The sequence below is a fragment of the Paractinoplanes brasiliensis genome (assembly GCF_004362215.1).
Taxonomy (GTDB): domain Bacteria; phylum Actinomycetota; class Actinomycetes; order Mycobacteriales; family Micromonosporaceae; genus Actinoplanes; species Actinoplanes brasiliensis.
Genome location: NZ_SNWR01000001.1, coordinates 5,189,344 through 5,215,147, shown reverse-complemented (window position 1 = coordinate 5,215,147; position 25,804 = coordinate 5,189,344). Strand labels below are relative to the sequence as shown.

The 25,804-nt window shown below is 70.9% G+C and carries 20 protein-coding genes; 1 reads left to right on the top strand and 19 read right to left on the bottom strand.

The annotated features are described in order from the left end of the window. Positions 1-27 precede the first annotated feature (27 nt). From C8E87_RS23725 to C8E87_RS23715, 3 genes are all read right to left on the bottom strand, one after another. The gene (locus C8E87_RS23725) at positions 28-741 is read right to left on the bottom strand and encodes a tetratricopeptide repeat protein (protein WP_133875132.1); all 714 of its coding nucleotides are present in this window, start codon (positions 739-741) and stop codon (positions 28-30) included. Positions 742-815: 74 nt separating this feature from the next. After that, on the bottom strand, positions 816-1,862 hold the full coding sequence (locus C8E87_RS23720; protein ID WP_166661222.1) for a LacI family DNA-binding transcriptional regulator: 1,047 nt from the start codon (positions 1,860-1,862) through the stop codon (positions 816-818). 85 nt (positions 1,863-1,947) lie between these two features. Then, entirely contained in the window at positions 1,948-3,705 is a 1,758-nt protein-coding gene (locus C8E87_RS23715) for a galactose-binding domain-containing protein (RefSeq protein WP_133875131.1), read from the bottom strand. Between the two features lie 317 nt (positions 3,706-4,022). Here C8E87_RS23715 and C8E87_RS23710 point away from each other — a divergent pair, with 317 nt between their 5' ends. Continuing rightward, positions 4,023-5,576: a glycoside hydrolase 5 family protein gene (locus C8E87_RS23710; RefSeq protein ID WP_243755156.1), complete on the top strand. Its 1,554-nt coding sequence runs from the start codon at positions 4,023-4,025 to the stop codon at positions 5,574-5,576. Here the strand turns inward: C8E87_RS23710 and C8E87_RS23705 are convergent. From C8E87_RS23705 to C8E87_RS23630, 16 genes are all read right to left on the bottom strand, one after another. Beyond that, positions 5,510-6,751 (bottom strand): glycosyltransferase, encoded by a 1,242-nt coding sequence (locus tag C8E87_RS23705; RefSeq protein WP_133875130.1) that lies wholly within the window; start codon positions 6,749-6,751, stop codon positions 5,510-5,512. The two genes, C8E87_RS23710 and C8E87_RS23705, sit on opposite strands and share 67 nt — an antisense overlap. Next, positions 6,723-7,955 (bottom strand): glycosyltransferase family 4 protein, encoded by a 1,233-nt coding sequence (locus C8E87_RS23700; RefSeq protein ID WP_133875129.1) that lies wholly within the window; start codon positions 7,953-7,955, stop codon positions 6,723-6,725. Before C8E87_RS23700 ends, C8E87_RS23705 begins: the two co-directional genes overlap by 29 nt. After that, positions 7,952-9,235: a lipopolysaccharide biosynthesis protein gene (locus C8E87_RS23695; RefSeq protein WP_133875128.1), complete on the bottom strand. Its 1,284-nt coding sequence runs from the start codon at positions 9,233-9,235 to the stop codon at positions 7,952-7,954. The genes C8E87_RS23700 and C8E87_RS23695 overlap by 4 nt, the downstream gene beginning before the upstream one ends. Beyond that, positions 9,229-9,990, bottom strand: a complete 762-nt coding sequence (locus tag C8E87_RS23690; protein ID WP_133875127.1) for a hypothetical protein — start codon at positions 9,988-9,990, stop codon at positions 9,229-9,231. The genes C8E87_RS23695 and C8E87_RS23690 overlap by 7 nt, the downstream gene beginning before the upstream one ends. Beyond that, positions 9,987-11,918, bottom strand: coding sequence for a hypothetical protein (locus tag C8E87_RS23685; RefSeq protein WP_133875126.1), 1,932 nt, complete (start codon positions 11,916-11,918; stop codon positions 9,987-9,989). The genes C8E87_RS23690 and C8E87_RS23685 overlap by 4 nt, the downstream gene beginning before the upstream one ends. Beyond that, positions 11,915-13,039 (bottom strand): glycosyltransferase family 4 protein, encoded by a 1,125-nt coding sequence (locus C8E87_RS23680; protein ID WP_166661221.1) that lies wholly within the window; start codon positions 13,037-13,039, stop codon positions 11,915-11,917. The genes C8E87_RS23685 and C8E87_RS23680 overlap by 4 nt, the downstream gene beginning before the upstream one ends. Then, the gene (locus C8E87_RS23675; RefSeq protein WP_133875124.1) at positions 13,036-13,848 is read right to left on the bottom strand and encodes a glycosyltransferase family 2 protein; all 813 of its coding nucleotides are present in this window, start codon (positions 13,846-13,848) and stop codon (positions 13,036-13,038) included. Before C8E87_RS23675 ends, C8E87_RS23680 begins: the two co-directional genes overlap by 4 nt. Before the next feature lie 74 nt (positions 13,849-13,922). After that, on the bottom strand, positions 13,923-14,675 hold the full coding sequence (locus C8E87_RS23670; protein WP_239079898.1) for an L-type lectin-domain containing protein: 753 nt from the start codon (positions 14,673-14,675) through the stop codon (positions 13,923-13,925). 111 nt (positions 14,676-14,786) lie between these two features. Then, the gene (locus C8E87_RS23665; protein ID WP_133875123.1) at positions 14,787-15,905 is read right to left on the bottom strand and encodes an aromatic ring-hydroxylating oxygenase subunit alpha; all 1,119 of its coding nucleotides are present in this window, start codon (positions 15,903-15,905) and stop codon (positions 14,787-14,789) included. A gap of 40 nt (positions 15,906-15,945) precedes the next feature. Continuing rightward, the gene (solA, locus tag C8E87_RS23660; protein ID WP_239079897.1) at positions 15,946-17,118 is read right to left on the bottom strand and encodes an N-methyl-L-tryptophan oxidase; all 1,173 of its coding nucleotides are present in this window, start codon (positions 17,116-17,118) and stop codon (positions 15,946-15,948) included. Beyond that, complete coding sequence (locus C8E87_RS23655) at positions 17,115-19,901, bottom strand: GcvT family protein (RefSeq protein WP_133875122.1); 2,787 nt, start codon at positions 19,899-19,901, stop codon at positions 17,115-17,117. Before C8E87_RS23655 ends, solA begins: the two co-directional genes overlap by 4 nt. Continuing rightward, positions 19,847-20,797 carry an ABC transporter substrate-binding protein gene (locus C8E87_RS23650; protein WP_133875121.1) on the bottom strand — a complete coding sequence of 317 codons (951 nt, stop codon included), beginning with the start codon at positions 20,795-20,797 and terminating at the stop codon, positions 19,847-19,849. The genes C8E87_RS23655 and C8E87_RS23650 overlap by 55 nt, the downstream gene beginning before the upstream one ends. Then, positions 20,794-21,369 (bottom strand): ABC transporter permease, encoded by a 576-nt coding sequence (locus tag C8E87_RS23645; protein WP_203720452.1) that lies wholly within the window; start codon positions 21,367-21,369, stop codon positions 20,794-20,796. The genes C8E87_RS23650 and C8E87_RS23645 overlap by 4 nt, the downstream gene beginning before the upstream one ends. A 53-nt stretch (positions 21,370-21,422) precedes the next feature. Next, positions 21,423-23,045 (bottom strand): ABC transporter permease, encoded by a 1,623-nt coding sequence (locus C8E87_RS45665; protein ID WP_239079896.1) that lies wholly within the window; start codon positions 23,043-23,045, stop codon positions 21,423-21,425. After that, on the bottom strand, positions 23,042-24,076 hold the full coding sequence (locus C8E87_RS23635; protein WP_133875120.1) for a quaternary amine ABC transporter ATP-binding protein: 1,035 nt from the start codon (positions 24,074-24,076) through the stop codon (positions 23,042-23,044). Before C8E87_RS23635 ends, C8E87_RS45665 begins: the two co-directional genes overlap by 4 nt. A 13-nt stretch (positions 24,077-24,089) precedes the next feature. Then, positions 24,090-25,649, bottom strand: a complete 1,560-nt coding sequence (locus C8E87_RS23630; protein ID WP_133875119.1) for a GMC family oxidoreductase — start codon at positions 25,647-25,649, stop codon at positions 24,090-24,092. Between the last annotated feature and the right edge of the window lie 155 nt (positions 25,650-25,804).

Sequence of the window (25,804 nt, the reverse complement as noted above, 5' to 3'; positions counted from 1 at the left end):
ACGCCTGATTCCCCGTTTTCTGAGCACCTATGCGGCTGCGCGCTCGGCATCCGCGAGGGCATGCTCGGCCCACCCGACGCGCTGGGCCGAGAGGTTGGCCTTGCGGGCCTGGTCGACGGCCTCGCGCAGCAGGCGCAGCGCCTCCGACAGGTTGCCCGCGGCCAGCTCGGCCTCGCCCAGCGCCAGCGTGCCGACGGCCACCCGCCGCGGGTCGCCGTAGCGTTCCCGCAGCACCTGTGACATGCGCAGGTGCCGTAGTCCGCGCTCGGTGTCGCCGGAGACGAAGACGTGGAAGAACCCGATGTGCCGGTGCACCTCGGAGCGCACCATCTCGTCGGCGTAGCTCTCGGCCAGCGTCAGCGCCTCGGTGTAATAGGGCATCGCGGTCGTCCAGTCGCCCCGTAGCACCTGATGCACCAGGCCCAGCCCGAACAGCGACTCGGCGGCGCCGGCCGGGTCACCCACCTCGCGCTGGATGCGCAGGGCCGCGTTGAACAGCTGCTCCTCGGTGGCCCAGTCGGCCCGGGACAGGTCGCCGCCGATCGCCGCGAAGTGGGCCAGCATGCCGAGCCGGGTCAGGGCGGCCGCCTCCTCGACCGGGCTCTCCTCGTCGCATGCGCGGCGGCGCGCCCCTTCCAGCAGCTGCCAGGCGGAAAGGAAGTCGCCGGTGCGGTACGCCGCCTCGAGCATCGCCTCGTTGCCGGCGGCCAGCAGGGCACCCGCGCTCGACTCGCTCCCCATGGACGCTACGTTAGCGACGCATCACAATGAGCGCAGCGCCTCATCGATGGGCGTCGAATGTCCACGCCCCGGCACTACGCCGAGTCGCGGACCACCAGGGTCGGCTGGAACGTGACCGACCGCGGCAGCCGCCCCGGCGTGGTGATGTGCGCCATCAGCACCTCGGCCATCTCGGCGGCCATCTCCTCGACCGGCTGGCGCACGGTGGTCAGCAGCGGGCGGCAGTCGAGCGCGGCGCTGCTGTCGTCGAAGCCCACCACCGCGATGTCGCCGGGCACCCGGCGGCCGAGTTCCTGCACCGCGCGCAGGGCGCCTTCGGCCATCAGGTCGTTGGCCACGAACAACCCGTCCAGCTCGGGGTGCTCGGCCAGCAGCCGCCGGGCCGCCGACTCGCCCCCGGCCCGGGTGAAGTCCCCCTCGACCGCGGGCACCTCGCCGAAGCCGCGGCCGGCCAGGTAGGACCGGAAGCCCTCGAGCCGGTCGAGCCCGGACGGGATGTCGAGCGGCCCGCTGATCGTGGCGAGGCGGGAACACCCGCGGCCGAGCAGGTGCTCCGCGGCCAGCCGGGCGCCCAGCCGCTGGTCGACGTCGACGTAGCTGACCGCGATGGGCGAGGTGGGCCGGGCCGACACCACGGCCGGGATGCCCAGCTCGTGCACCTGGCGGGGCAGCGTGTCCTGCTCGTGGCTGCTGATCAGCAGCACGCCGTCGACGTGCCCCTGCCGCAGATAGCGGATCACCTGGTGGTGGTCGGTGGAGTCGGTCGGGATGACCACCAGGTGCACGTCGTGCGGGCGCAGCGCCCCCGTCGCGCCCGCCGTGACCCGGCCGAAGTAGGGATCGGTGAAGATCCGGTTGAGGAAAGAGTTGTTGTCGGGCCGGTCGGGCTCGCTGATCACCAGCGCCACCGAGTTGGAACGGCGGGTCACCAGGCTGCGGGCGGCCACGTTGGGCACGTAGCCGGTCTCGGCGATCGCCCGCTGCACCATCTCGCGGATCTTGGCGTCGACGCTGGGAGCGCCGTTGATCACTCGGGAGACGGTCGCGCGCGACACCCCGGCCGCCTCGGCGACCTGGTCCATCGTCGGATGCTGCCCACCGCGCGCGGGCCGGGTTGTCATGCGGTCCGTTATAGCAGCGCCGGGTGAGCGGGTGCCGCCGCCGTCAGCTTCTCCGCCGGCGGCACCCGGGTTCACGGCCGGTCCCTCACTGATAGACCCGTACGTAGTCGACGAGCATGCGGGACGGGAACGGGGTGGTGGCGTCGATCGGGCCGGGGAAGTCGCCGCCGACGGCCAGGTTGAGGATCAGGTAGAACTTGTGGTCGAAGACCCACGGCCCGCGGGTGTCCTCCACGGTGGCCTTGTCGGCGTTGAAGACCTGCCGGCCGTCGAGGAAGAAGCGGATGCCCCGGCTGTCCCACTCGGCGGCGTACACGTGGAAGTCCTGTGACAGGTCCACGCCGGCCGCGTTCTTCTGGCCGTACCCGCCGCCGCCGTTGTAGGCCGGGGCGTGCAGCGTGGTGTACATCTCGCCGGTGTTGCGGCCGAGGACCTCCATGATGTCGATCTCGCCGTTGTAGGGCCACGGGCGCCCGCTGAGGAAGTCCTCGCCCATCATCCAGAACGCGGGCCACAGGCCGTTGCCCTTCGGCACCTTGATCCGGGCCTCGAACCGGCCGTACTGGGCGCTGAACTTGCCGCCGGTGTTCATCCGGGCCGACGTGTACTGGCGGCCCTGATAGTCCTGCCGCCGGGCCTCGAGCACCAGGTTGCCCTGGCCGTCGGTCTGCGCGTTCTCGCTGTTGGGCGTGTAGTACTGGATCTCGCCGTTCTGCGGGACACCCGGGTCGTACGTCCATCTGGCAGTGCTCGGCTTGGTGCCTGCCGGGTCGTTGAAGTTGTCCTCGAAGACCAAGCGGGTGGCCGGGAAGCTCGGGTCGGCGGGCGGGGCGGGCGGGTTCACCGGGGCGCCGCCGGTGCCGTAGACGCTGAACTCCCACAGCGAGTAGCCGTAGGCGCTGCCCCGGGCGGTGCCGTACATCCGCACGTACCGGCCGGCGCCCGTCGCGGTGATGACGTCCTTGAGCCCGTCACCCGTGGTCGTCGAATAGATGCTCGTCCAGTTCGCGTTGTCGCCCGAGACCTGGATCTGGTAGCTCCTCCCGTACGCCGGGTCCCACTGCAGCACGACCTGCGAGATGGTGGCCGTCGCGCCCAGGTCGACCGAGATCCAGCCCGGGTCGACCCAGCCGTTCGTCGAGCTTGTCGCCCAGCGGCTGGCCGGGTCGTTGTCGAACGCCTTGTCCGGGCTGCACGGGTTGCAGTTCACGTCGTTCTGCCACGAGCTGGCCTGCGCGGGCTTGTTGTAAGAGAGCAGTCGCGTGGCGCCGGTCGGCGGAGTGGTGGGCGGGGTCGTCGGCGGGGTCGTCGGGCCGCCCGAGAAGACCTGGAACTCCCAGAACGAGTAGCCGTAGATCGGCAGCCCGCGCTCGGTGAGGTTGATCCGCACGTACCGGGCGGCGCCGCTCACGGCGATGCTCTGCTGGCCGCCCGTTCCGGTCGTGGTCGCGTACGCCTGGGAATAGCTCGTGCCGTCGGTCGAGAACTGGATCGTGAAGGCCTTCGCGTACGCGCCCTCCCAGTTGATGGCGATGCGGCTCACCGGGGTGGCCGTGCCGAGGTCGACCTGCCACCACTGGGTCGCCGAGAAGGCGCTGGCCCAGCGGGTGCCGTTGTTGCCGTCGGTGGCCTCGCCGGGCTGGTACGCCCCGGCCACCTCGGTCGAGGAGGCGGTGGCCGGCTTGCCCTGCGAGACCACCACCTCGGCGGCCTGGGCGGTCTGCGTGGTGGCGACGAAGAAGGCGGCGATCAAGCCGGCGAGGGCCGCGCCGAGAGTGAGAAGCCGGGCCGGGGACAGCCTGCTGCGAGGCGTCCCGAGCCCGTCCAGGACCGGGGATGTCATGGGGGACTCCTGGGTTCGGGGATGTGTCAGAGCGCCGCCGACCGCGGGGACGGTATGTGAAAGCGCTCTTTGTGAAGCCACTCTGAACCGGCACTTCAGTCGCTGTCAATGCCTGGTGAGGAGCTCAGGAAGCGCTTTCTCGAATTACCGCAGGTGAGCACGTACGGGCCGCCCCGGTTCCGGAACCGGGGCTTTGCACCCCATCCGCACTTCACCGCAACCGCAATGCACTCCGGAAAGGCAGCACGCGCGAACGATCTGACCGATTGAGGGGGCGCTCCCGACCGCACATCTCAACCGAAGGGCCCGAACCCGCCGTGTTCTCGCCTCGCCGCCGCGCCGCCCTCCTGGCCTCCTCACTGCTCCTGGGAGCCGCGCTCCCGTGCACCCCGGCCACCGCCGCCACCAGCACGGCGACGAAGTCCGTCATGAAGACCAGCGCCACCCCGGTGAAGACCACCGCGCCGAAGCCGGCCGTCAAGGCTGCCGAAACCCCGGCTGTGCCCACTCTGGCCTCCCGCCTGGCCGCGGTGACGACCGCCAAGTCGATCAACTACTACCCGGTCGACGGCAGCTGGACGTGGATGTGGATGCACTGGGACCCGAACCGGATCGACGCCGACCTGGCCAAGGCCGCCGCGCTCGGCGCCGACAACGTACGGATCATCATCTTCCCGACCACGTTCGGCTGGCCCAAACCGTACGACGGTTACCAGCAGCGCCTGGCCCAGTTCGTGAACATGGCCGCGGCCCGGGGCATGACCGTCAAGTTCACGCTCTTCGACTGGTGGAACGGTTACAACGAGGTCCAGAACAGCATCGACTGGGCCAACACGGTGCTCAAGCGGTACCGCGACGACAAGCGCGTCCTCTCGGTCGAGCTGCAGAACGAGTTCAACGCGGGCAACTCCGCCGCCGTCGCCTGGGCCCGCAAGATGGTGCCGGCGATGAGGTCGTCGTTCCCCACCATGCCGCTGACCTTCTCGGTCGACGGCACCAGCGGCGCCCCCGGCATGGCGAAGATCAAGACCGCGCTGGCCTCGACCCCCATCGACTATTACGACTTCCACATGTACGGCAACTCCGAGCGTGCCCTCTCGATCATCCAGAACGCGCGGGCCACGGTCGCGCCGTACCCGATGGTGATCGGTGAGACGGGCCTGAACACCCTGCAGAACACCGAGGGCGAGCAGGCCGCGTACCTGGGTCGCGTGTTCGAGGCGGCCAAGGCGGCCGGCGTACGGTCGGTGGCGCCCTGGACGCTGAACGACTTCGCCACGGGCTCGATCCCGTCCTCGGCCGTGTCCCGCATCCCGGCCCAGTACAACTTCGGCCTGCACCGGGTCGACGGCTCGGCCAAGCCGGCCGCCGCCGCGGTCAAGGCGGGCTGGACCGGCGCCGCCATGCCGGCGAGCCTCATGGACCCGAGCTTCGAGGCGGGCGTCAACCAGACCCCGTGGCGCGCCTACATGCCCGAACTGGGCCTGGCCGTCAAGACGCAGAGCATGGCCCGCACCGGCAAGTGGTCGGTCAGCCTGACCAACACCGGCAAGACCTCGGCCGGCTCGCCGTCCTACCGGGTGTCCCCGATCGCCCCGGTCAAGGCCGGCCAGAAGTGGCACGGCGAGGTGTGGGCCCGCGGCAACGCCACCACGGGCACCACCCAGATCGCGCTGAGCTGGTTCGACGCCGGCGACAAGTGGCTCGGCGGCGCATCCTCGAACTGGCTGCCGAACGGGACCGTCGGCTGGACCAAGCTGGTGGTCGACGGGGTCGCCCCGGCCGGCTCGGCCAGCCTGCAGGTTCACCTCAAGTCGGGCGCCAACACCGGCACTGTCTGGTTCGACGACGCGGTGATCTCCGTTTCCTGATCCTTCTGCGCGATCGGGACTCCCATCCGGGCGAAGAGCCTGGTGAAGGCGGCCACCGATTTCTCCCACGAGGAGGGGTCGGTGTGCCGCCTTCCCGCGTTGGCGGTGGCCGAGACGATCGCGTCGGCCAGTGCCCGCGGGGAACCGGCGGTCACGAAGGTGGCGCCGGAGTAGTCGGAGGCCGCCTCGACCAGCCCGCCCACCGCCGTGACGACAACCGGCAACCCGTGGCTCATCGCGATGTGCAGGGGGCCGCTGGCCGAGCTGCGCCGGTACGGCAGCACGACCATGTCGGCGGCGTGGAAGAACTCGTCCACCTCGGCATCGGTCACGTACCGGTTGACGAAGGTGATCCGGCCGGCGGCGGGCGACTCCGCGATCAGCTCGGCGGGCAGGGTCCAGCCCTCCCACGTCTCCCCCACCACCGTCAGCGTGTAGCGCTCCGGCAGCTGCGCGAACGCCTCCACAAGATCCTCGAGCCCCTTGTACGGGCGGATGGTGCCGAAGAAGAGCAGGCGTACGTGATCGCCGGAGGCGCGGCGCGCGGTGGGGACCGGGTTGTGGTCGTGGTGGTCGAACGGGCCGTGCAGGGCGATCTCGTCCGGGACGCCCGCCAGGTCGTACGTGGAGCGCAAGGCGGCCCGGTCGAAGGCGGAGTGGACGATCACCCCGTCGGTGCGGCGCAGCAGCGGCTTGATCAGCGTCCGGCAGTAGAGGGCGGCCCACCGGTGCTGGGCCTCCCCCGTGTCCTGCACCTCGTGGAACTCGACGACCACGCGGATGCCGAGCAACCGGGCGGCGAAACAGAGCACCAGGTACGAGTGCAGCACGGTGCCCGTCCACCACTGCAGCACGAGCACATCGGGGCGGAACGCGCGCAGGAACCGCACCGCGCGGACCAGGCTGGGCACGCCCCACCAGTCGATCCCGTCGAAAACGTGGACCGGGGGATCGTACGAGAGCGCATTGAGCCGCTGCCCGACGCGCTCGCGGCCGGGGTAGAGGCGGGTCGGCAGCAGTTGCCGCATGAGGATCGCGCCCACCTCGTAGCGGGTGGCCAGCGCGTTGCTGAGCCGGCAGGTGTAGTAGCTGATGCCGGAAAGGAAGCGCCAGCCGGAGCCGACGACCACCACCCGGGTGCGGCCGTCAGCGGGCGGCCGTGGCGATGCAGGCACGGTAGACCTCCTCGATCTGCGGGACGACGCGGGCGGCGGTGTAGTCGAGCCCGCGCCGGTGACCGGCCGTTCGCAGACGCGCGGTCAGGCCGGGATCGGTGAGCAGCCGGCGGATCGCGGCCACCAGCGCGTCCGGGTCGCCGACGGGCACCTGCAGGCCGCTCTCGCCGTCGCGGATCATGTCGGCCAGGCCGCCCGCCGCCGTGGCGATCAGCGGGGTGCCGGCCAGCAGGGCCTCCACCGCGACCTGGCCCATCGGCTCGAAGACCGACGGCACGATCCCGGCCGCGGCGCCGTGCCACGCCGCCATCACCTCGGGGTGCGGCACGTTGTGGCGCACGATCACGCCGTCCGGGATGGGCGGGGTGTCGTCGCGGGGCGTGCCGATGCAGACCAACGGGGGCGCCTCGCCGAGGGAGACCAGCCCGCGGTACGCGTCGAACAGCACGTCGATGCCCTTGTGCGGCCCGAGCGCTCCGACGAACAGCAGGTACGGCCGGTCCGGCAGCCAGGCGGGGCGGGGCGTGTTGCGGGCCAGCTCGTCCAGCCCGTCCGGCACCAGCGACGTGATCACCCGCACCGGCAGGTCGCCCGGGAGCCGCCCCCGGCTGACCCCCTCGGCGACAGCCGGCGAGATGGCGGTCAACGCGTCGATCCCCCGGTGCCGCTGGGCCCGCAGCGCGGTGGTCAGCAGCGCCGAACGGGGCCGTCCGTACTGCGGGGACGCGCAGGGCACGCACTGCCCGAGGCGCGGCCCGCCGCACGTACGGCCGTTGCGGGCGAACGTCTTCTTGACGCAGGTGAAGCCGAAGTCGTGGGCCGTGTGCACGTGCGGCAGGCCCCCGCGGCCGAACCGCAGCGGCAGGTAGCTGTACATCATCCAGTCGTGGCTGTGCACCAGGTCGTACCGGCCCTCGCGCAGCACCTTGCGGATCGCCGCGGTGGTCAGCGGGTCGGCCGTGGTCGGGTGGAACGGCTTGGCGGGGTCCGCGTTCATCCCGGGCAGCAGGGTGTTGGCCACACTGCGCACGCGTTTGACCCGTACGCCTCCGATCTCTTCGTCGTGCGCGGTGAGCGGGGTGGCCAGCGTGAGCACGGTGACCTCGTGCCCGCGGCGTACCAGCTCCTCGCTGCTGGTGGCGATGCTGCGTTCGAGCCCGCCGATCACGGGCGCGTACAGGTTGGACAGGTGCAGGATTCTCATCCGGCGGGGGCCTTTCGACGGTTCGACAGGGAACGGACGACAGCCAGGTTGGGCAGGGAACGGACGGCCACCACCAGGGCGCCCGTGGTCTGGCCGACGAGCCAGGCGATCCCGGCGGCCTCGATCCCGCTGCCGGGCAGCCACAGCCACGTGAGGGTCAGGCAGACGGTGGCCATCAGCAGGTTGAGCCGCAGGCAGCGCCGGAACTCGCCGAGCGAGCGCCAGTGCGCGACGGCCAGGTTGGTGATCGCGTCGGGCAGCGCGGCCAGCACGAGGATCTGGAGCAGCATCGCGCCCTCGGCGGCGTAGCCCGCGCTGAACAGCCCGAGGATCCGCTCGCCGGCGAGGAACAGCACCAGCGCGGGCAGCCCGGTCACGGCGAGCACGACGACCGAGGCCCGGCCCAGGCCGGCGGCGGCCGCGTTGGTGCGCTCGGCGTAGAGCGCGGAGGCAACCGCCGGCGAGACCATGAACAGCACCGACGCGGTCATCCAGGCCACGTAGAAGTGGGCGTTGGCCTCGGCGCCGAGCCGGGCGGTGACCAGCACCGGCAGCAGCGCCGTGGGCCCGGCCTGGGCCAGGTTGATCAGGTGGTGGCCGCTCAGCGAGCCCCGCACGTGCCGCAGTTCGGGGGCGAGCCCGGAGCCGGTGAGCCGGGCCCCGGGCCGCAGCCGGCCGAGCATCGTGGCCAGGGTGTACCCGGTGACCGCCACCGACGGCAGCGTCCAGGCCAGCAGCACGACGGCCGTCCCGCCGTACCCGGCCCAGGTCAGCGCGGCCAGGGTGGCGAGCTTGCCGCCGGCCAGGGCCAGGTTGCGGGTGAACATGCCGTGGCTGGCCCGGTGCGCGACGAACACGTTGTCGAGCAGCGTCGTGGCGGTGAGCGCGACCGACGTGACGACCAGCGCGACCACGCCGGACGAGCTGCGCAGGAAGGCGAAGTTGACGGCGACCGAGGGCAGCACGGCGGCCGCGGCGAACGAGACGGCCGCGGTGGCGACGCAACCGGTCAGCAGGCCCGCGCTGACGATCCGGGACCATTCCCGTACGCCGGCGCCCGGCAGCCGCTGAATGAACATGTGCCCGAGGCCCAGGTTGGACACCATGCTGACGACGGTCGAGACGGAGATCAGCGCGGTGGCAGTGCCGATCGACGGCTGGTTCAGCTGTCGCGCGGCCAGCAGCCAGTAGAGGTAGCCGAGCCCGGCCGTGCCCACCGTGCTCGCCATGATCAGCACGCTGTTGCGGGCCAGCGAGTCCCGCGTGACCGTTCTCAGCACGTCGCGGGCCCCCGGCCGTAGAAGACCGTGCTGGCCGGGCCGAGGCTGATCTCGATGCGGTGCACGCAGCCGTCGGGCGGGGCGGGCACGAGGACGTCGACGGCCCGGGTGACGTCCGGCTTGACGGTCATCGGCCGCCCCGAGACGAGACGACCGCCCACCCGTACGCGCAGCGGCTCGGTCGCGGCCGGCTTCCCGGTGCTGCTCACCAGCAGCGGGACACGTACGCCCCGGGCCGGGATGCTGACCGGCCGTTCGATGCCGGCGGCCCACCCGCTCAGCGCCAGGCTGGTGTAGCCGGGCTGCGGCGGGTGCGGCAGCCGCCCGTACGCCTGAAGGGCGAGGAACCCCACGACCAGCGTGAGAAGGCCGGGGAGGACGACCGCGCCGATCATGCGCGGAAGACGCGGATCGGCCGGGGCCGAGGCGCCGCGCTCGCGCACCAGCACCACCGCGCCGAGCAGGGTGGCCAGGACGGCGAGTCCCGCGGCGACCGAGCGGGCCTCGATGAGCACTCCGCAGACGTGCAGTGTCAGGGCCACGAACGGCAGGCTGACCAGCCCGGCAGCGCAGGCCAGGCCGATCCGGTGCGCCGGGGGCATCGCCTCGCCGGTCAACGCGCGCAGCCACAGCTCGCCGATCACGACCAGCGCGGCCAGGCAGACCCCGGCCAGCGCCCAGGACAGCAGCCCCTCGCCCAGGGCGAGCAGAAGGAGGGCGGCGTGAACGCCGAGGACCAGGCGCGGCGTCGTCACCGGCCACTCCGGTAGGAGGAGAAGTCGAACCGGTAGATCGCGATGTTCCCGCCGTCGTAGATCTTGATGGTCCACGGGGTGTGGTCGAACTTGGTCAGCTGGCCGAGCGTGAACGCGGGTTTGCCGTCGTGCGGGACGGGCTCGTTGGTCTCGAAGTAGATCTGGATCTCCGGCACCTCCCGGGCCATCCGCCGGTCGACGATCAGATAACCGAACCGCCACGAGCTGAGCTGCTCGATCAGCCGCGGCGGGATCTCGCGGCCGGGCTGGGCGAGGTAGAGGTCGTACGTGCGGAACGACTGCGACCCGGTGACCGGCCGCTGCTCCCCGTACGAGCCGAAGATGAGCCCGGAGTAGCGGTCGGCCACGATGCGCAGGTCCCGGCCCTGGGTCGCGCGCAGCCAGTCTGAGGCGGCGGACACCTCGGGGATGGACGAGCGGGTGTCCGAGCCGAAGACCGGCGGGCCCGGGAAGCGGTAGGACGGGTTCATGCCGGCCGCGGTGTTGCCGACCAGCGCCACCGCGCACGCCGCGAACAGCGCCCCGGCCACCGCGATCCGGGTCGCGCGGCGGGTCGCGTGGTCGAGCAGCGCCACCACGACCGGGGCCACGACCAGCGCGATCCCGAGGTAGCTGAACGCCCACGACCGCCGCGCGCCCTCGGCCCCGCTCGGGGTGAGGATCAGCAGGGCGGCCGGGAAATAGAGCGAGCCGAGCACCAGCATGGCGAGCGCCCCCGTACGCGAGACCGCGTCGCCGGTGCGGCGGTACCGCAGCCGCCACAGGGCCGCGGCCATGGCGACGCCGGCCAGACCTTGCGCGCCGAACGCGGCGTACCGCTCCCACCAGGGCGCGACCGACTCGCGGAACAGCGTGCGCTTGCCCGAGCCGCTGCTGCCGGCCATCCCGGCGAACTGGTCGAGCGCCTTGGCCAGGTAGGGGTCGAGGTACCCGGCCGTGCGCGGCGCGACCACGGCCAGGTACGTCACCACCAGCACAGCCGCCGAGACCGTGAGCGCCCAGGCCGTCCAGGTGACCGCGCGCGGATGGCTGCGGCGCAGCGCGCGGGCGGTGGCCACCGCGCACAGGATCAGCATGACGCCGAGCAGGCCGAGCGCGGTCAGGTGGTGTGTGGCGATGGTGGCGGCCGAGAGCACGATCGTGACCGCTGACCAACCGAGGCGGGTGCGTCCGGCCGGCCCGCGCATCGCCCGGTGCAACGCGACCAGCGTCCACACCAGCAGCGGGATCGCCAGCGACTCGTACCCGAATTGGGTGTCGAAGAACAGGAACGAGCTGTTCAGGCTGTAGAGGACGGCAGCTACGGCGGCGATCCGGGCGTCCTGCCAGATCTCCTCGGCCAGCACCGCCACGCCCAGCACGACGAGCAGGTGCGCGGCGATCAGCACGAGCAGCGCGCCGTGCCAGATCGAGACGCCGGTCAGGGCCGACACCGAGGCGACCGTCGAGTGCAGCCCGGGGAAGTCGCCGACCACCTTGACGATCGGGTTCTGCTCGAAGAGCCGGCCGTCCAGCAGGATCTGGTGCGCCTGGCGCCAGTGGGCGAACTCGTCGTGATAGAGCGGGCCGTCCGGCGTACGCAGGAGTTTGGGCAGATAGGTGAAGCCGGCGTACGCGGTCAGCACCGTGAGGCGCAGGCGGGCGCTCGAGCCGCGGCGCACCAGCCAGGCGACCGCGGGCAGGGTGAAGATCAGCATGCCCAGCCAGAACAGTCCGAACTGGTCCCCGGTGTCCCACTCGGCGGCGCGGTTGGCCGCCACGAGCAGGGCGGCGCCGGCCACCCCCGTCCCGGCCAGGGTGGCCGCGCAGGTCAGGGCGGGCGTGCGGGACGCCGTCGCGGGCGGTCCGGGCGTGCTCGCGACGGCGAGGTCGAGGCGATCGTCGGCGACCGGCTGGGTCAGGGTCATCGCTCGCCGGCTCCGGCGCCTGCCCTGGCCTGTTGCACGATGTGCACCGGCGCGGCCACGCCGGCGTAGATCTCGCGGGTCGCCAGCACGACGTCGCTCCAGGTGGGCAGCGAGTTGCGGCCGTGCTCGGCCCGGGGTGTGCCCGCCGCGACCCGCAGCGCGTCGGCCAGCGCCACCTCGTCGTCCGGGTTGACCAGCCACAGCGGCGCCCCGGGGGCGGCCATCGCGGCCAGCTCGCGGTGCGCCGGGATGAACGAGGCCACGGTCGGGATGCCGGCGGTCAGCGCGTCGGCCACCGCCATGCCGAACGCCTCGTGGGCCGAGGCCGAGACCACGGCCGAGGCCGACGCCATCCGGGCGTGGAACGCGCCGTCGGGCAGCCGGCCGTGGAAGACGACCCGGTCCGGGCCCAGCCCGAGGCGGTCGGCGAGCTGCTCCCACTCCTCGGCGGCCGGTCCGGCGCCGACCACGTCGAGCCGGTGGTCGGCGGGCAGCCGGGTCATGGCCCGGATGATCCGGTCGACCCGCTTGTAGCGCTCGAGCCGGCCGACGCAGAGGATGCTGCGACCCGGCTCGGGCCCGGCCACCAGGTCGGGGGCCGGGTCGGTGCCGTTGGGCACGACCAGCATGCGCCGGCGGGCCTCGGGGAAGTGACCGATCAGCAGCTCCCGCTCGGCCCGGGTGACGCAGATGATGCGGCCGGCCCGGGCCACGATCCGGCGGCCCAGGGGGCGATAGATCGGGTGCAGGGCCGCGCGCAGCCGGCTGTGCCCGGTCCCGTGATAGTGCGGGGTGAACACCAGCGGGGTGCGGTTGGTCAGCGCGGCCGGCAGCGCGGCCAGCGCGTGGTAGCTGTGCGCGTGCAGCACGTCGTAGCGGCCCGCGTTGGCGCGCAGCCATCGCCACAGCGCCACCGAGAACCGGTAGTTCGCGGCCGTGACGGTGAGCGGGAAGCGGCGAACCACGACGCCGTCGACGGTCTCGACCGAGCCGGTGGTGTGCTGGGTCAGCACCTCGACCTCGTCGCCGGCGGCCGCCAGGGCCGCGCACAACCGGCGTACGTGGGTCTCCACGCCGCCGACCTCGGGGTGGTAGGCGTTGGTGACGACGCCGATCCTCACCGGGTCCGCTCCGGCGCGCGCTCGACGGCCGACCGCCGGCGCGGCCACTCGCGGGCGATCGTGCGCAGCACCCGCATGCCGTCGGTGAACGCGTTGAGGTTGCTCTCGCCGTGGATGCGCTGCTGCTCGAAGCTGGGCACCTCGACGATGCGCAGCCGGGCCCGGGCCGCGCGCAGGTTGAGCAGCGTCTCGATCTCGAATCCGTCGCCCCACAACCGGCCCTCGGCGGGAGTTGTGCTGTCCAGGCCGAACACGTCGAGGTGCCGGGCCCAGAAGGCGTTGTAGCCGTAGCAGAGGTCGCTGTACCGGGTCCGGAACAGGAGGTTGACCATCATGCTGAGGCCGAGGTTTCCGGCCCGGCGCAGGCGGGTGATGTCGGCGCTGCCGCCGGCGCCCGAGAATCGGGAGCCCTTGGCGAAGTCGGCCCCGGCCCGCAGCGCGGCGATGAAGCTCGGGATCTCGCGGGGGTCGGTCGACCCGTCCGCGTCGATCATCACCAGGATGTCGCCGGTGGCCGCGGCGAACCCGCAGGCCAGGGCGTTGCCTTTGCCCCGGCGGTTCTGACGGATGACCCGGATGCCGGGCATCAGGCGGCGCGCGACGTCGACCGTGTCGTCGGTCGATCCGCCGTCGACCAGGATGACCTCGTCGACCTGGGGCAGGGCGGCCATCACGTGCGGCAGGTTCCGCGCCTCGTTCAGCGCCGGGATGATGATGCTGACCAGAGGCTCGCTCGCGGTCGTGATCACCGGGGGCGGCAGCTCGGTTCCCGCTCCGGCCTGCGGGCGAGCGTAGGGGACCGTAGACATACTTCTCTCCAAGACTCGGTGGGGACTACGGGTTGCCGCCGGCGCCGGCGAACCGGCACCGGCGTTCTACCTGGTCAGGCTCGCGACCCCTGGACGGTCCAGGAGTAGATGTCCTGCTTCGAAAGGCCGATGCCGGTGGAGCCGGTGAAGCCCACCCACGCGGCGTCGCTGCCGACGTGCCGGGCCAGGTCGATCTCCTGCTCCAGCACCAGCGACTCGCGGGAGCCGGCGTTCAGGGCCTTGACGTAGACCTGCAGCAGCTGCTCGTCGGCGCTGTAGACGACCCGGGCGTTGAACGGTTTGCCGTACAGCGAGATCGGCGACTCGACCACGGCCTCCTGGTGGTCCGGGTTGCCGCCGAGCACCACCGCGAGGTGGTTACGGCTGGAGTCGTACGAGTTCTGATAGATGTCGAACTCGACGGCCAGGCTCGGCTTGATGCCGCGGTAGCCGATGCCGCCACCCCAGCCGCCGAGCGCCCGCGGGCCCTCGGTCTGCACGACGAACGCGATGCCGTCGGCGCCGGGCCGGAAGTGGTGCAGGTAGACCTTGAACTTCGACTCGAACGACCGCGTGACGTCGAGCTTGGTGGTCGACCAGGCCGACCCGGACTGCCGGTAGCCACCCGGGGTGAGCCGCAGGATCTTCTTCCGGGCCTTGTCGCCCGAGGACAGGATCAGGTCGGCGGCGCCGTTGCGGTCGAGGTCGTCTGACGCGCCCTTGAAGGTCGGGTGGTCGATGATCGGGTCGTCGTCGGTGGCGAGGGCCGGCGCGCCCGAGGTGGCTATCGAGAGTGCCAGCGCGGCGATCAGGCCGCCGCGAGCCACTTTCGAGGAACGTGAAGAAGACACAGTTCTGCGCTCCATTTCGGATAATTTGCCCCACTAGGACGTCGCCTAAGGTAGGACAGCACGCAGAGCCGTGTGACCGAGTCGATACTATTTGTCCCGAATCGGATGCAGTCGGTCCGTTACCCACCGATGGAACGCGCCGATGTGGTGCTCGCTCGGGACGAGCACACCCCCTTGCGCGTACGCCCGGGAGCTCATCGACGGCTGGCAGCGCTCACAGGCCTCGAAGTCCTGCCGGTTGACCCGGTCGAACAGCTCGACCGAGCGGCTCAGGTCGGCGCCCGACGCGACCACGTCCGGCCGGAACAGCCAGTCGCACTCGACGATCGTGCGGTCCACGGCCACCGGGAACATCCGGTGGAAGATCACGTGGTCGGGCACCAGGTTCACGAAGACCTGCGGCTTGATCGTGATCGCGTAGTACCGGCGGTCCTGCTCGGCCGCGAGGGTGCCGATCGTCGCCACGCCGGGGCTGCCGTCGACGGTGAACCCCTCGACGTCGCGGCCGAACTCGGCGCCGTGCCCGACGTAGTACTGCGCGGCGTACCCACCGGCGAACTCCGGCAGCACGTGCACCAGCTCGGGGTGGATCGTCGAGCAGTGATAGCACTCCATGAAGTTCTCGATGATCAGCTTCCAGTTGGCCCGGACGTCGTACCGGATCCGGCGGCCCACCTCGAGCTCGGGCAGGCGGTAACGCTCGATCGACTCGAGGTCGCCGAGGCGCTCGGCACAGGCCCCCATGACGTCGTCTGAGAACGACGGCGGCGTCTCGGCCAGGCACACCCAGACATAACCCAGCCATTCCCGTACGTGCACCCGGCGCAGCCCGTACTCCACCCGGTCGACGTCGGGCATCTTGACCAGGTTGGGCGCCGCCACCAGCTTGCCGTCCAGCCCGTACGCCCAGGCGTGGTACATGCACTTGAAGGTCCGCTTGACCGAGCCCGACTCCTCGGCGCAGAGCTGGGCCCCGCGATGCCGGCACACGTTGAGGAAGGCCCGCGCCACCCCGTCGCTGTCCCGGGTGACCAGGACGCTCTCCCGGCCGACCCGGACGGTCCGGAAAGCGCCCGGCGTGCCCACGTCCGAGCCGCGCGCCACGCAGAACCACATGCCCTCGAAGATCAGCTCCTGCTCGCGCGCGAACAGTTCCGGATCGGTGTAGTAGCGCCCGGCAAGGGTCGGGATCAGCGACGAGGTCATGGCGTCACTCCATCGGGTCGGTGCTCCGCGAGCGTCTCGGTCACGGCGTCACTGGTTGGGCGAACCGGCGGGGGTCGAACAGGCCGATCGGGTGCGCGGTCGAGCCGCAGGTGGCCAGGTCGGCCAGGATCTCGCCGACGACCGTGACGAACTTGAACCCGTGACCGGAGAAGCCGCAGGCCACGGTGACCGCCTCGTGCGCCGGGTGCCGCGCGATGACGAAGTGCTCGTCGGGGGTCGTGCTGTACATGCAGGGCTCGCCACGCAGATACGCCCCCGGCAGGTCGGGCAGCCGCTCCCCGCAGTAGCGGGCCATCTCGGCGATCTCGCTGTCGTGCACCTCGGTGTCGAGCGTGTCCGGCGTGGTCGGCGTCCCCCGGCGGAAGAACGCGATCTTGGCGCCGCCCCGGGGGCCGTCGATCGCCGGGAAGCCGTAGATCTGGCCGCCCTCCTCGCGCTCCCAGACATAGATCGGGTGCCGGTCGGGCAGGAACGGCTCGACCCCGCCGCGCGGCTGGAACCAGTGCTGCACCTGCCGCTCGATGCGGAACTCGACACCCAGGTCGGCCAGCAGCTCGGGGGCCCACGGGCCGGGCGCGATCACCAGCTGTCCCGCCGTGTAACTGCCCTGGGCGGTGGTGACGCGTACGCCCTCGCTCTCGGGCGCCCAGCTGGCCATCGGCTCCCCGAAGCGCAGGTCGGCGCCGCGCTTCTCGGCCAGCTGCAGGTTCGCGGCGACGGTGGCCTCGGGGCGTACGAAACCCGCCTTGGCCTCGAACAGCGCGATCTCGTCGTCCTTCGGGGCCAGGGTCGGGAACCGCTGCCGGATCTCGGCCGCGTCCAGGATCTCGTGCACCAGGCCCCACTGCTCGGCGCTGGCCCGGCTGCCCGCGACCGTACGGCTCTCCGGCCGCCCGATCATCAGGCCGCCGGTCAGCGTGATCACGTCGAGGCCGGAGTCGACAGCGAGCTGGTCGAACAGGTCGTACGCGCGCAGCAGCAGCGGCACGTACTCCGGGCCCTCGAAGTAGGACTGCCGGGTCACCCGCGAACCGCCGTGGCTGGCCCCGCGATCGTGCGCCGGGCCGTACTTCTCCAGCCCCAGCACCCGTTGCCCGCGGGCCGCGAGCTGGAACGCGGCGGCGCTGCCCATGCCGCCGAGACCGACAACGATGACGTCGTACGCCGACACAATGCCTCCAGGTGTGCTCACGCTCGCAACCGTTCGTGCTTCGGGTCGAACAGGGGCTCGGCGGCGACGGTGGCGCCCAGCCTGCGGTCGAAGTACCCGATCGCCACCTCGGTTCCCGGCTGTGCCAGGGCGGCCGGGAGCCAGGCGTACGCGATCGGGAAGCCGACCGTGTGCCCGAAGGCGGCGCTGGTCACGAAGCCGACGGGATCCTCACGGTGATACACCGGCTCGCGGCCCATCGGCACGGCGCCGACCTCATGCAGGCGCAGGCAGGCGAGCAGCCGCTCCGGGGGCTCGTCCGGCAGCGCGTCCTTGCCGACGAAGTCACCGGCGTCACGGCGAACGGCAAAACCCAGACCGGCCTCGTACGGGTTGTCCTCACTCGTCATGTCGGCGCCCCACAGCCGGTAGCCCTTCTCGAGCCGCAGGCTGGTGAAGGCGGCCCGCCCCGCGGCAGTCACCCCGGCGGCGCGCAGCGTGTCCCACAGCCGCAACCCGTGATCGGCCCGCGCGTAGATCTCCCAGCCCAGCTCGCCGACGTAGGACAGCCGCAGCATGGTGACCGGCACCGTGCCCAGGAACCCCTCGCGGGCCTGGAAGTAGCGGAACGCGCCGGGCGACACGTCGATGTCGGTCAGCGGGGCGATCACCTCCCGGGCGCGCGGCCCCCAGACACCCAGCCCGCAGGTGCCGCCGGTGATGTCGCGGACCCGGACGCCGGGCGGGGCGTGGTCGAGCAGCCAGTGCAGGTCGACCGGGCCGTTCACGCCGACCTGGAAGCGCCGCTCGCCCAGGCGGGCCACGGTGATGTCGCTGCGGATGCCGCCGTCGGTGTCCAGCAGCAGCGTGTACGTCACGGAGCCGACCGGTTTGTCGACGTTGTTGCTGGTCAGGCCCTGCAGGAAGGCGACCGGGCCGTGGACCTCGAGGCGCATGAGCGGGGTCATGTCGTACATCGCGACGTCCTCGCGGGTCGTCTTCGCCTCGGTCGCGGCGATCGGGGACCAGTGGCGGCTCGACCACTCGTCCCGCTGGGTTTCTTCCTCCGGCGCGGCGTAGGCGGCGTCGCCCTCGCCGGCGGTGTTGGCGGCGTTGCCCTCGCTGGCTGCGCTGCCCTCGCTGGCTGCGCTGCCCTCGCTGGCTGCGCTGCCCTCGCTGGCTGCGCTGCCCTCGCTGGCTGCGCTGCCCTCGCTGGCTGCGCTGCCCTCGCTGGCTGCGCTGCCCTCGCTGGCTGCGCTGCCCTCGCTGGCTGCGCTGCCCTCGTTGGCGGCGTTGGCGGCGTACCAGAGTGGGCGCTCCCAGCCTGCGGACTCGCCGAACACCGCTCCCAGCTCCTGCTGGCGAGCGTGGAAGGGAGTTGTCCGGATATTTCGGATATGTGGTGGGTCGAGCGGGTGGATGATGTCGTAGACCTCGACGAAGCTGCGGATCGCCCGCTCCCGGGTGTAGGCCGGGGCGAGCTGGGCCGGGTCGAACCGGTTGAGGTCGCACTCGTGCAGGTCGACGCCGGGCCTGCCGTTGACCAGCCACTCGGCGACCTCGCGGGCGGCGCCGGCCGAGTGGGTCACCCAGATCGCCTCGGCCGTCCAGAACCCGGGCAGTGCTCGCGACTCGCCCAGCAGCGGGAAGCCGTCTGCGGTGAACGAGAAGACGCCGTTGAAGCCGTCCGTTCGTTCGGCATTCGCGAGGGCGGGCAGAAGGTCGCGGGCGGCCTCCCAAGATTCACGAAAAGTGTCGGGGGTGAACGGGAGCATCGACGGGTGCTCACCTCCGGCCAGTTCGTCCAGGCTCACCGGCATCGGCTCGTGCAGATAGGAACCGATGCCCAGCCTTTCCCCGTACGCCCTGAAGTACAGATCCCTGTCCTGATGGCGCACGATCGGCATCGTGTCCGCGGCCCCGACAGGCGTGGTCCGCACGAACTGATGAGCCATCGGCAGCAGCGGAATCGTCGTGTTCGCCATCGCCCCGATCCGCGGCCCCCAAAACCCGGCACAGCTGACCACGACGTCAGCCTCAAAAACCCCTTCCTCCGTATGCATCCCCGCGCTCGCCCACACATCCGCCGCGGCCGCGTCCACCCCCGCGGCGGCCTCCCGCGCCCCGACCGCGCCCACCCGCACGCTCACCCCAGCGGGGGCCTCCCGCTCCCCGGCCGCGCCCGCTCCTGCAGCGGCCTCCCGCGCGCTGGCTGTGATCAACCGCGCTCGCACGCCGGCCGCTCTTCCGTTCCTCTCCAGCACCTCTTCCACTCGAACATTTCCGAAAAATCTGGCTCCTCGCTTTTGTGCCGCTGCCGCCTGGGCTTCGCACGCGCGCACGGCCAGGGCCAGCCCGTCGGTCGGCACGTGCAGCCCGCCGAGAATCCGGTCCTTGTCGAGCAGCGGCACCAGTTCGGCGCACGCCACCGGGTCGATCACCCGCGACCCGATCCCCCACGACTGCCCGAACCCGAACCGCCGGTGCAGCTCGGCCAGCCGCTCCGGCGTCGTCGCCACCTCCAGGCTGCCCACCTGCTCGAAACAGCCCAGCCCGGACAGCTTCTCCACCGTGTACTTCGCGAGGCGCGACATGGTCCGTGAGGGGTTCGTCTGGAAGACCAGCCCCGGCGCGTGCGAGCTGGAGCCACCCGTGACAAAGAGCGGCCCCTGCTCGAGCACGGTCACATCGGTCCAGCCGCGGGCGGTCAGCTCGTCGGCGAGCGCGCAGCCGACCACGCCGGCCCCGATGATCACCACCTTGGGGGCCATCAGCTGCCCGCCGGGATCCACGGCTTCCAGGTCGCCTCGTGCTCGTTCACCCACTTCTCCGCCGCCTGGTCGGCCGACATGTTCTGGTTGGTGAGGTAGTCCGAGACGATGTTCTGGTCGTCGTTGCTCCACGAGAAGTTCTTGACGAACTGGTACGCGGGGCCGCCGGTGTCGGCGAACTTCTTGCTGACGATCTTGTCAAGCTTGTAGTCGGGATAGTCGCAGGCCACCTTCTTCGGGTCCGCGTCGCAGCCCTCGGTGTACGCGGGCAGCTTCACCCGTACGTATTTCTCCTTCGCGAACAGCCACTGCGGCTCGTAGAAGTAGAAGAGCAGCGGCTTCTTCTGCGCCGTGGCCTGCTGGGCGGCCTTGATGATGGCGGCCTCGCTACCGGAGTAGACGACGGTGTAGTTCAGCTTGAGGTTGGTGACCAGGGCCTCGTCGTTGGTGACGAAGGACGGGTCGCCGGCCAGGAACTGCCCCTTGCCCTTGGACTCCGAGGTCTTGAACAGCCCGGCGTACTTGTTGAGGTTCTTGTAGTCGGTGATGTCGGGGTACTGCTGGGTCATCCACTCCGGCACGTACCAGCCGATCACGCCCTCGTTGCCGGTCGGCCCGGCCTCGACGGCGACCTTCTTGTCCTCGATGTAGGTCTTCTTGAGGTCCGGGTGACCCCAGTTCTCCACGATCGCGTCGACCTCGCCGCTCTCGAAGCCCTGCCAGGCGATCTCCTCCTTGAGCTCCTTCTTCTCGACGGTGTAGCCCATCTCCTTCTCGAGCAGGTAGGCGATGACGGCGGCGTTCGCCTCATACCCCACCCACGGGTTGATCGCCAGGTTCACGGTGCCCTTGGCGGCGGGTTTGTCCTCTCCCGCGCCCGAGGTGGCGCCGCCACAGGCGGTGAGGCTGACTATCAGGGCCGCGGTGGCGACCGTACGGAGTGTTCTCATCGGCGAGGTCCCTTCGAGTCGTGAAAACCCTGGGTCAGGCGATCAAGCAGGATGCCGAGCAGGACGATGGCGAGACCGGCGGCGAGGCCCTGGCCGAACAGTTCGCGCTGCGAGAAGCCGGCGACCACGTCGTAGCCGAGGGCGCCCGCACCGACCAGGCCGCCGACCACGACCATGGCCAGCACCATGACGATGCCCTGGTTGGCCGCGAGCAACAGGCCGCCGCGGGCCATCGGGAGCTGCACCTTCCACAACAGTTGCCGGGGCGTCGACCCGGCCGAGACGGCGGCTTCGACAACGGTCGCCGGCACATCCCGTACGCCCCGCTCGACCAGCCGCACCACCGGGGGCACAGCAAAAATCACCGCGGCGACGATCGCGGTGAACCGGCTCGCCCCGAACAGCGCCACCGCCGGCAACAGGTAGACGAACGACGGCATGGTCTGCGCAGCGTCAAGCACCGGCCGCACGGCGGTGGCCAGGCGATCATGCCGGGCGCAGAAGACGCCGACCGCCACCCCGACCACCATCGTGAGCGCGATCGCGACCAGCACGGTTGCGAGCGTCTGCATCGAGTGCTGCCAGAGCCCCAGCCCAGCGATCCCCGCCGCCGCGGCGGCCGCGATCAGAGCGGCCCGCCACCCACTGACCACAGGGTGCCGAACGCCGCCACAACCAGCACGAACAACCACCACGGCGTGGTTACGAGAAGCGTCTCAAGCGGATCGAGCAGCCCGGCGCTGACCCCGTTCTTGACCCCCTCGGTGAACCCGTACCAGTGCAGCTCGATCCACCCGACGACGTCATTGACCGGCCCAGCAAACGAAAAAGAACCGAACCACCCGGGCTCCCCACCGCCCACCCCGAACCAGTTCGGCCCCGCCACCCCGTCGCCGGGCGCAGCCACCGAGCCACCACCGAGCCCCGCCACACCCACACCCAAAACACCCGATTCATCTCCGTTTATCGTGGTGCGTTTGGCGTTGACGGCGACAAGGATCAGTGCGCCGGCGCCCGCCCACAGCCATCGGCGCTGTCGCAGCCACCCGTGGGTCCGGAGCTCGCGGACCGCACTGGCCCCCGGTCCTCCGCCCGCACCCCCGACACGCCGTGCTGCATCCACTCCACGCCGTCCATCCCCGACACGCCGCGCCGCAGCCACTCCCCACCCACGCCACCGATTCCGGACACGCTGCGCCGCGCCGATTCCGCGCCCTCGCCACCCGCCCGCGCCTCCGGTGCGCCGGGCCGCGTTTGTCGTGATCCGGTCCAGGACGACGGCCAGGATCACGATCGCCACGCCCGCGTCGAAGGCTGCGCCCACGTTGACGCGTTGCAGGGCGTTCACGATGTTCTGCCCCAGCCCCGGCGCGTCGATCAGCGCCGTGATCACCACCATCGACAGGGCCAGCATGATCGTCTGGTTGACCGCGAGCACGATCGTCGTCCGGGCCATCGGCAGCCGCACCTTGGTCAGCAACTGCCGGCGGGTCGAGCCGAGCGCCGTCGCCGCCTCCACCGCGGTCGGTGAGACCTCGCTGATGCCCAGCGCCGTGATCCGGATCGTGGCGGGCACCGCGTAGATCATCGTGGCGATCACCGCGGCCGGTTCGCCGATCAGGAACAGCAGCGTCATCGGGGCCAAGTACGCGAAAGTCGGCATGATCTGCATGACGTCGAGCACCGGCCGCAGCGACGCGCCGACCCACCGCACCCGGGCCGCGAGCACCCCCAGCGGCACCCCGATCAGCACGCTGAGCAGCACGGCGGACAACGTCAGGACCAACGTGTCGACGCTCTCCTGCCACAACCCGAGCACGCCGAACGCAAGAAAACCGAGAAGAGCCAGCAACCCCGTACGCCATCCGGCCAGCACCAAACCGATCGCGGTGACCGCCGTGACCAGCCCCGCGAACCCGAGCCCGTACAGCACCGCCTGCACGCCGTCGACGAGCAACCGGACACCGAGGCGCACGTAGTTCACCCCGTACAGGAAGAACGGGCTGCTGTCGCGGTTCGCGTCGACCCAGTCGCGCACGCTGTCGAAGAACCGGAACGCGGCCGCGTCGTCGCCGTCGGCCGCCCCGTCCGTGCGGAACAGCAGATAGGCGGCCACCGTCGCAACGGCCAGGACCGCGCCCACCGTACGGGTCGGCACCCAGCCCGAACGCCGGGCCGGATGCGCACGGTCCGTCACCGGTTCGACAACTCGCCCCTGCACGGCCGGCGGCGGCGCGGTCGTCGTCATGCCGGCACCTGACGGTGGTGGCTGACCAACGCCGGCAGCAACTGATCAGCGTCGACCACGCCCACCCGTTCCACCCCGTCCACCACCGGGATCGGACGTCCGGCCCGCAGCACCCGGTGCACGGCGTCGCGGATCACCGTGCGATGGCTGAGCGGTTCGTCCTCGCACAGTTCACCCGGCGCGGCATCCCGCATGATCCAGCGCAGCGTGAGCACGTCCGAGCGCGGCACATCCCGTACGAAATCGGCCACATAGGAATCGGCCGGCGCCCCGACCAGCTCCTCAGGCGTGCCCACCTGCACCAGTTCGCCGTCGCGCAGCACCGCTATCCGGTCACCCAGGCTCAGCGCCTCGGCCAGGTCGTGCGTGATGAACACGAGCGTCTTGCCGACCTCGGCGTGCAACCGGCGCACCTCGGCCTGCATGTCCCGCCGGATCAGCGGGTCCAGCGCGCTGAACGGCTCGTCGAACAGCAACACCTCGGGGTCGGCGGCCAGCGCCCGGGCCAGGCCGACCCGCTGCTGCATGCCACCGGAAAGCTGATCCGGGTACTGGTGCTCGTGCCCGTCGAGCCCGACCAGGGCCAGCACCTCGGACGCCTTGCGGTGCCGCTCGGCCCGCGCGACCCCCTGGATCTCCAGCCCGTACGCCACGTTGTCGAGCACCCGCCGGTGCGGCAGCAGCCCGAAGTGCTGGAACACCATGGCCACCTGCCGCCGCCGCAGCTCGCGCAGCTTCTTCGGGCTCATCGCGCGCACCGATTCGCCGTCGATGCGGATGTCGCCGCTGGTCGGTTCGACGAGCCGGGTCAGGCACCGCACCAGCGTCGACTTGCCGCTGCCGGACAGGCCCATCACGACGAAGACCTCACCGGGTTCCACGTCGAAGCTGACGTCCCGTACGGCGGTCAGGCAGCCGGTGCGGGCACGCAACTCGGCCCGGGGCAGGTCGGCCAGGGGCGTGCCGACGATCCGGTCGGCCCGGGGACCGAACACCTTCCACAGATCCGTTACCGCGATCATCGGTGCCATCCCCACCGGCCCCCTATCCTCGGTTCAACTCGGCGCTGATGAGGTCGGCCGCCCGTTCCCCGATCATCAGGACAGCCACCATCGGGTTCACCGACGTCATCACCGGAAAGACCGAGGCGTCGGCGACGCGTACGCGAGGAACGCCTTTCAACCGCAGTTCCGGGTCGACCACCGCCATCTCGTCGGACGGCGACCCCATCCGGCACGTGCCCGCGGGGTGATAGACGGTGTGATGCGCGGCCCGCCCGTACGCGGAAAGCTCTTGATCTGATCTGAGCTGTGGCCCCGGCGCGATCTCACGGGCGATCCACCGGGCGAAGGGTTCGGTGGCTGCCACCTCGCGAGCCAGCCGCAGCCCGTCGACGATGGTCCGCTCGTCGTAGCCGTCGGGGTCGGTGAAGTAGCGAAAATCAAGAAGCGGCTTGGTTCCCGGGTCGGCGTCGGCCAGCGTGAGCCGCCCCGAACTGCGGGGCCGCGGCACGTTCGGCGTCATCCCGAACCCGTGCTGCGGAACGTCATAGCCGAGCCGCTCGGTATTGAACGTGAACGGAATCTGATACAGGTGAAACATCAGATCGGGCCGCACGGCGCCGGCTTCCCGCCGCACGAACAGGCCCGCATCCGAATCCATCGCCGACATCGGCGGGATGGGCCGGCTCGCCTCCCACAGAATCAGCGACTCCGGATGGTCGAGCAGGTTCTCCCCGACCCCCGGCACGTCGGCCCGCACCTTGATGCCCAGCCGTTCAAGCTGCTGGGCCGGCCCGATCCCCGAGTGCAACAACAACCGCGGCGTGTCGATCGCCCCCGCACAAAGCACATACTCATGCCGAGCCCGAATCCGAACAAACCGCTGACCGCCGCCGTCCCACTCCTCCCCACCAGACCCTTGCCCCGCGCCACCGTCATCCCACCCGGCGCCGCCGATTTTTACGGATATACCGCTATCCGGGTCGAGGTGGTAGGCCCAGTGGTCGGTGAGGATCGTCAGGTTGGGGCGGTCGAGGTTCGGATGCAGGTAGGCGACTGACGCGGACGACCGTACGCCCGTCTCGGGGTGGTAGCCGACCGGGAAGAACCCGGCGCCGTCCGCGAACGGCCCCGCGTTGAAGTCCTCGTGGATCGGCACCCCCAGCGCGGTGTGACAGGCCGCCACGAAGTCCTCGGCCAGCGGGTTCCTGTCCCGAGGCGCGACCGGCACGATGTTGATCGCGAGTCGCTTCCAGAGGGGCGTCATTTCCTCGTACGACCATCCGGCCGCCCCCGCCCGCACCCAGTCCGCGAAATCCTCCGGCGGCGGCAGGAAACTGATCATGGTGTTGTGCGACGAACAGCCGCCCAGCACCCGAGCCCGCGCGTGCCGCAGATACGAGTTCCCGCGGGGCTGCGGCACGACCGGATAGTCGTAGTCGAACTCCGACTCGAGCAGGTTGATCCAGTTCCGCAGCTGAAGTATCCGCTGGTCATCCACGTCGGAGGGGCCGCCCTCGATGAGGCAGACGCTGACGTTCGGATCGGCGGAAAGCCGTGACGCGACAACCGAACCGGCCGTCCCGCCGCCGACGACGACCACGTCGAACTCTCTGGTCTCCAGGGTGAGTCACCTCAGCCTTCCCGGTCCCGCGCCTGGAGAAAGAATCATCAGCCTCAACGCCGACGGTCAATGTCAACGACGGACTTTTACCTCTGTGCAACAAAGCCGGCCTCCCACGGCCCCGAGCGCCCAAA

Coding starts and splice junctions, on each gene's coding strand:
- C8E87_RS23635 (WP_133875120.1), bottom strand. CDS start 24,076: ATGGCACCGATGATCGCGGTAACGGATCTGTGGAAGGTGTTCGGTCCC.
- C8E87_RS23700 (WP_133875129.1), bottom strand. CDS start 7,955: ATGAGAATCCTGCACCTGTCCAACCTGTACGCGCCCGTGATCGGCGGG.
- C8E87_RS23675 (WP_133875124.1), bottom strand. CDS start 13,848: ATGTCTACGGTCCCCTACGCTCGCCCGCAGGCCGGAGCGGGAACCGAG.
- C8E87_RS23665 (WP_133875123.1), bottom strand. CDS start 15,905: ATGACCTCGTCGCTGATCCCGACCCTTGCCGGGCGCTACTACACCGAT.
- C8E87_RS23650 (WP_133875121.1), bottom strand. CDS start 20,797: ATGAGAACACTCCGTACGGTCGCCACCGCGGCCCTGATAGTCAGCCTC.
- C8E87_RS23685 (WP_133875126.1), bottom strand. CDS start 11,918: ATGACCCTGACCCAGCCGGTCGCCGACGATCGCCTCGACCTCGCCGTC.
- C8E87_RS23725 (WP_133875132.1), bottom strand. CDS start 741: ATGGGGAGCGAGTCGAGCGCGGGTGCCCTGCTGGCCGCCGGCAACGAG.
- C8E87_RS23645 (WP_203720452.1), bottom strand. CDS start 21,369: ATGCAGACGCTCGCAACCGTGCTGGTCGCGATCGCGCTCACGATGGTG.
- C8E87_RS45665 (WP_239079896.1), bottom strand. CDS start 23,045: ATGACGACGACCGCGCCGCCGCCGGCCGTGCAGGGGCGAGTTGTCGAA.
- C8E87_RS23715 (WP_133875131.1), bottom strand. CDS start 3,705: ATGACATCCCCGGTCCTGGACGGGCTCGGGACGCCTCGCAGCAGGCTG.
- C8E87_RS23720 (WP_166661222.1), bottom strand. CDS start 1,862: ATGACAACCCGGCCCGCGCGCGGTGGGCAGCATCCGACGATGGACCAG.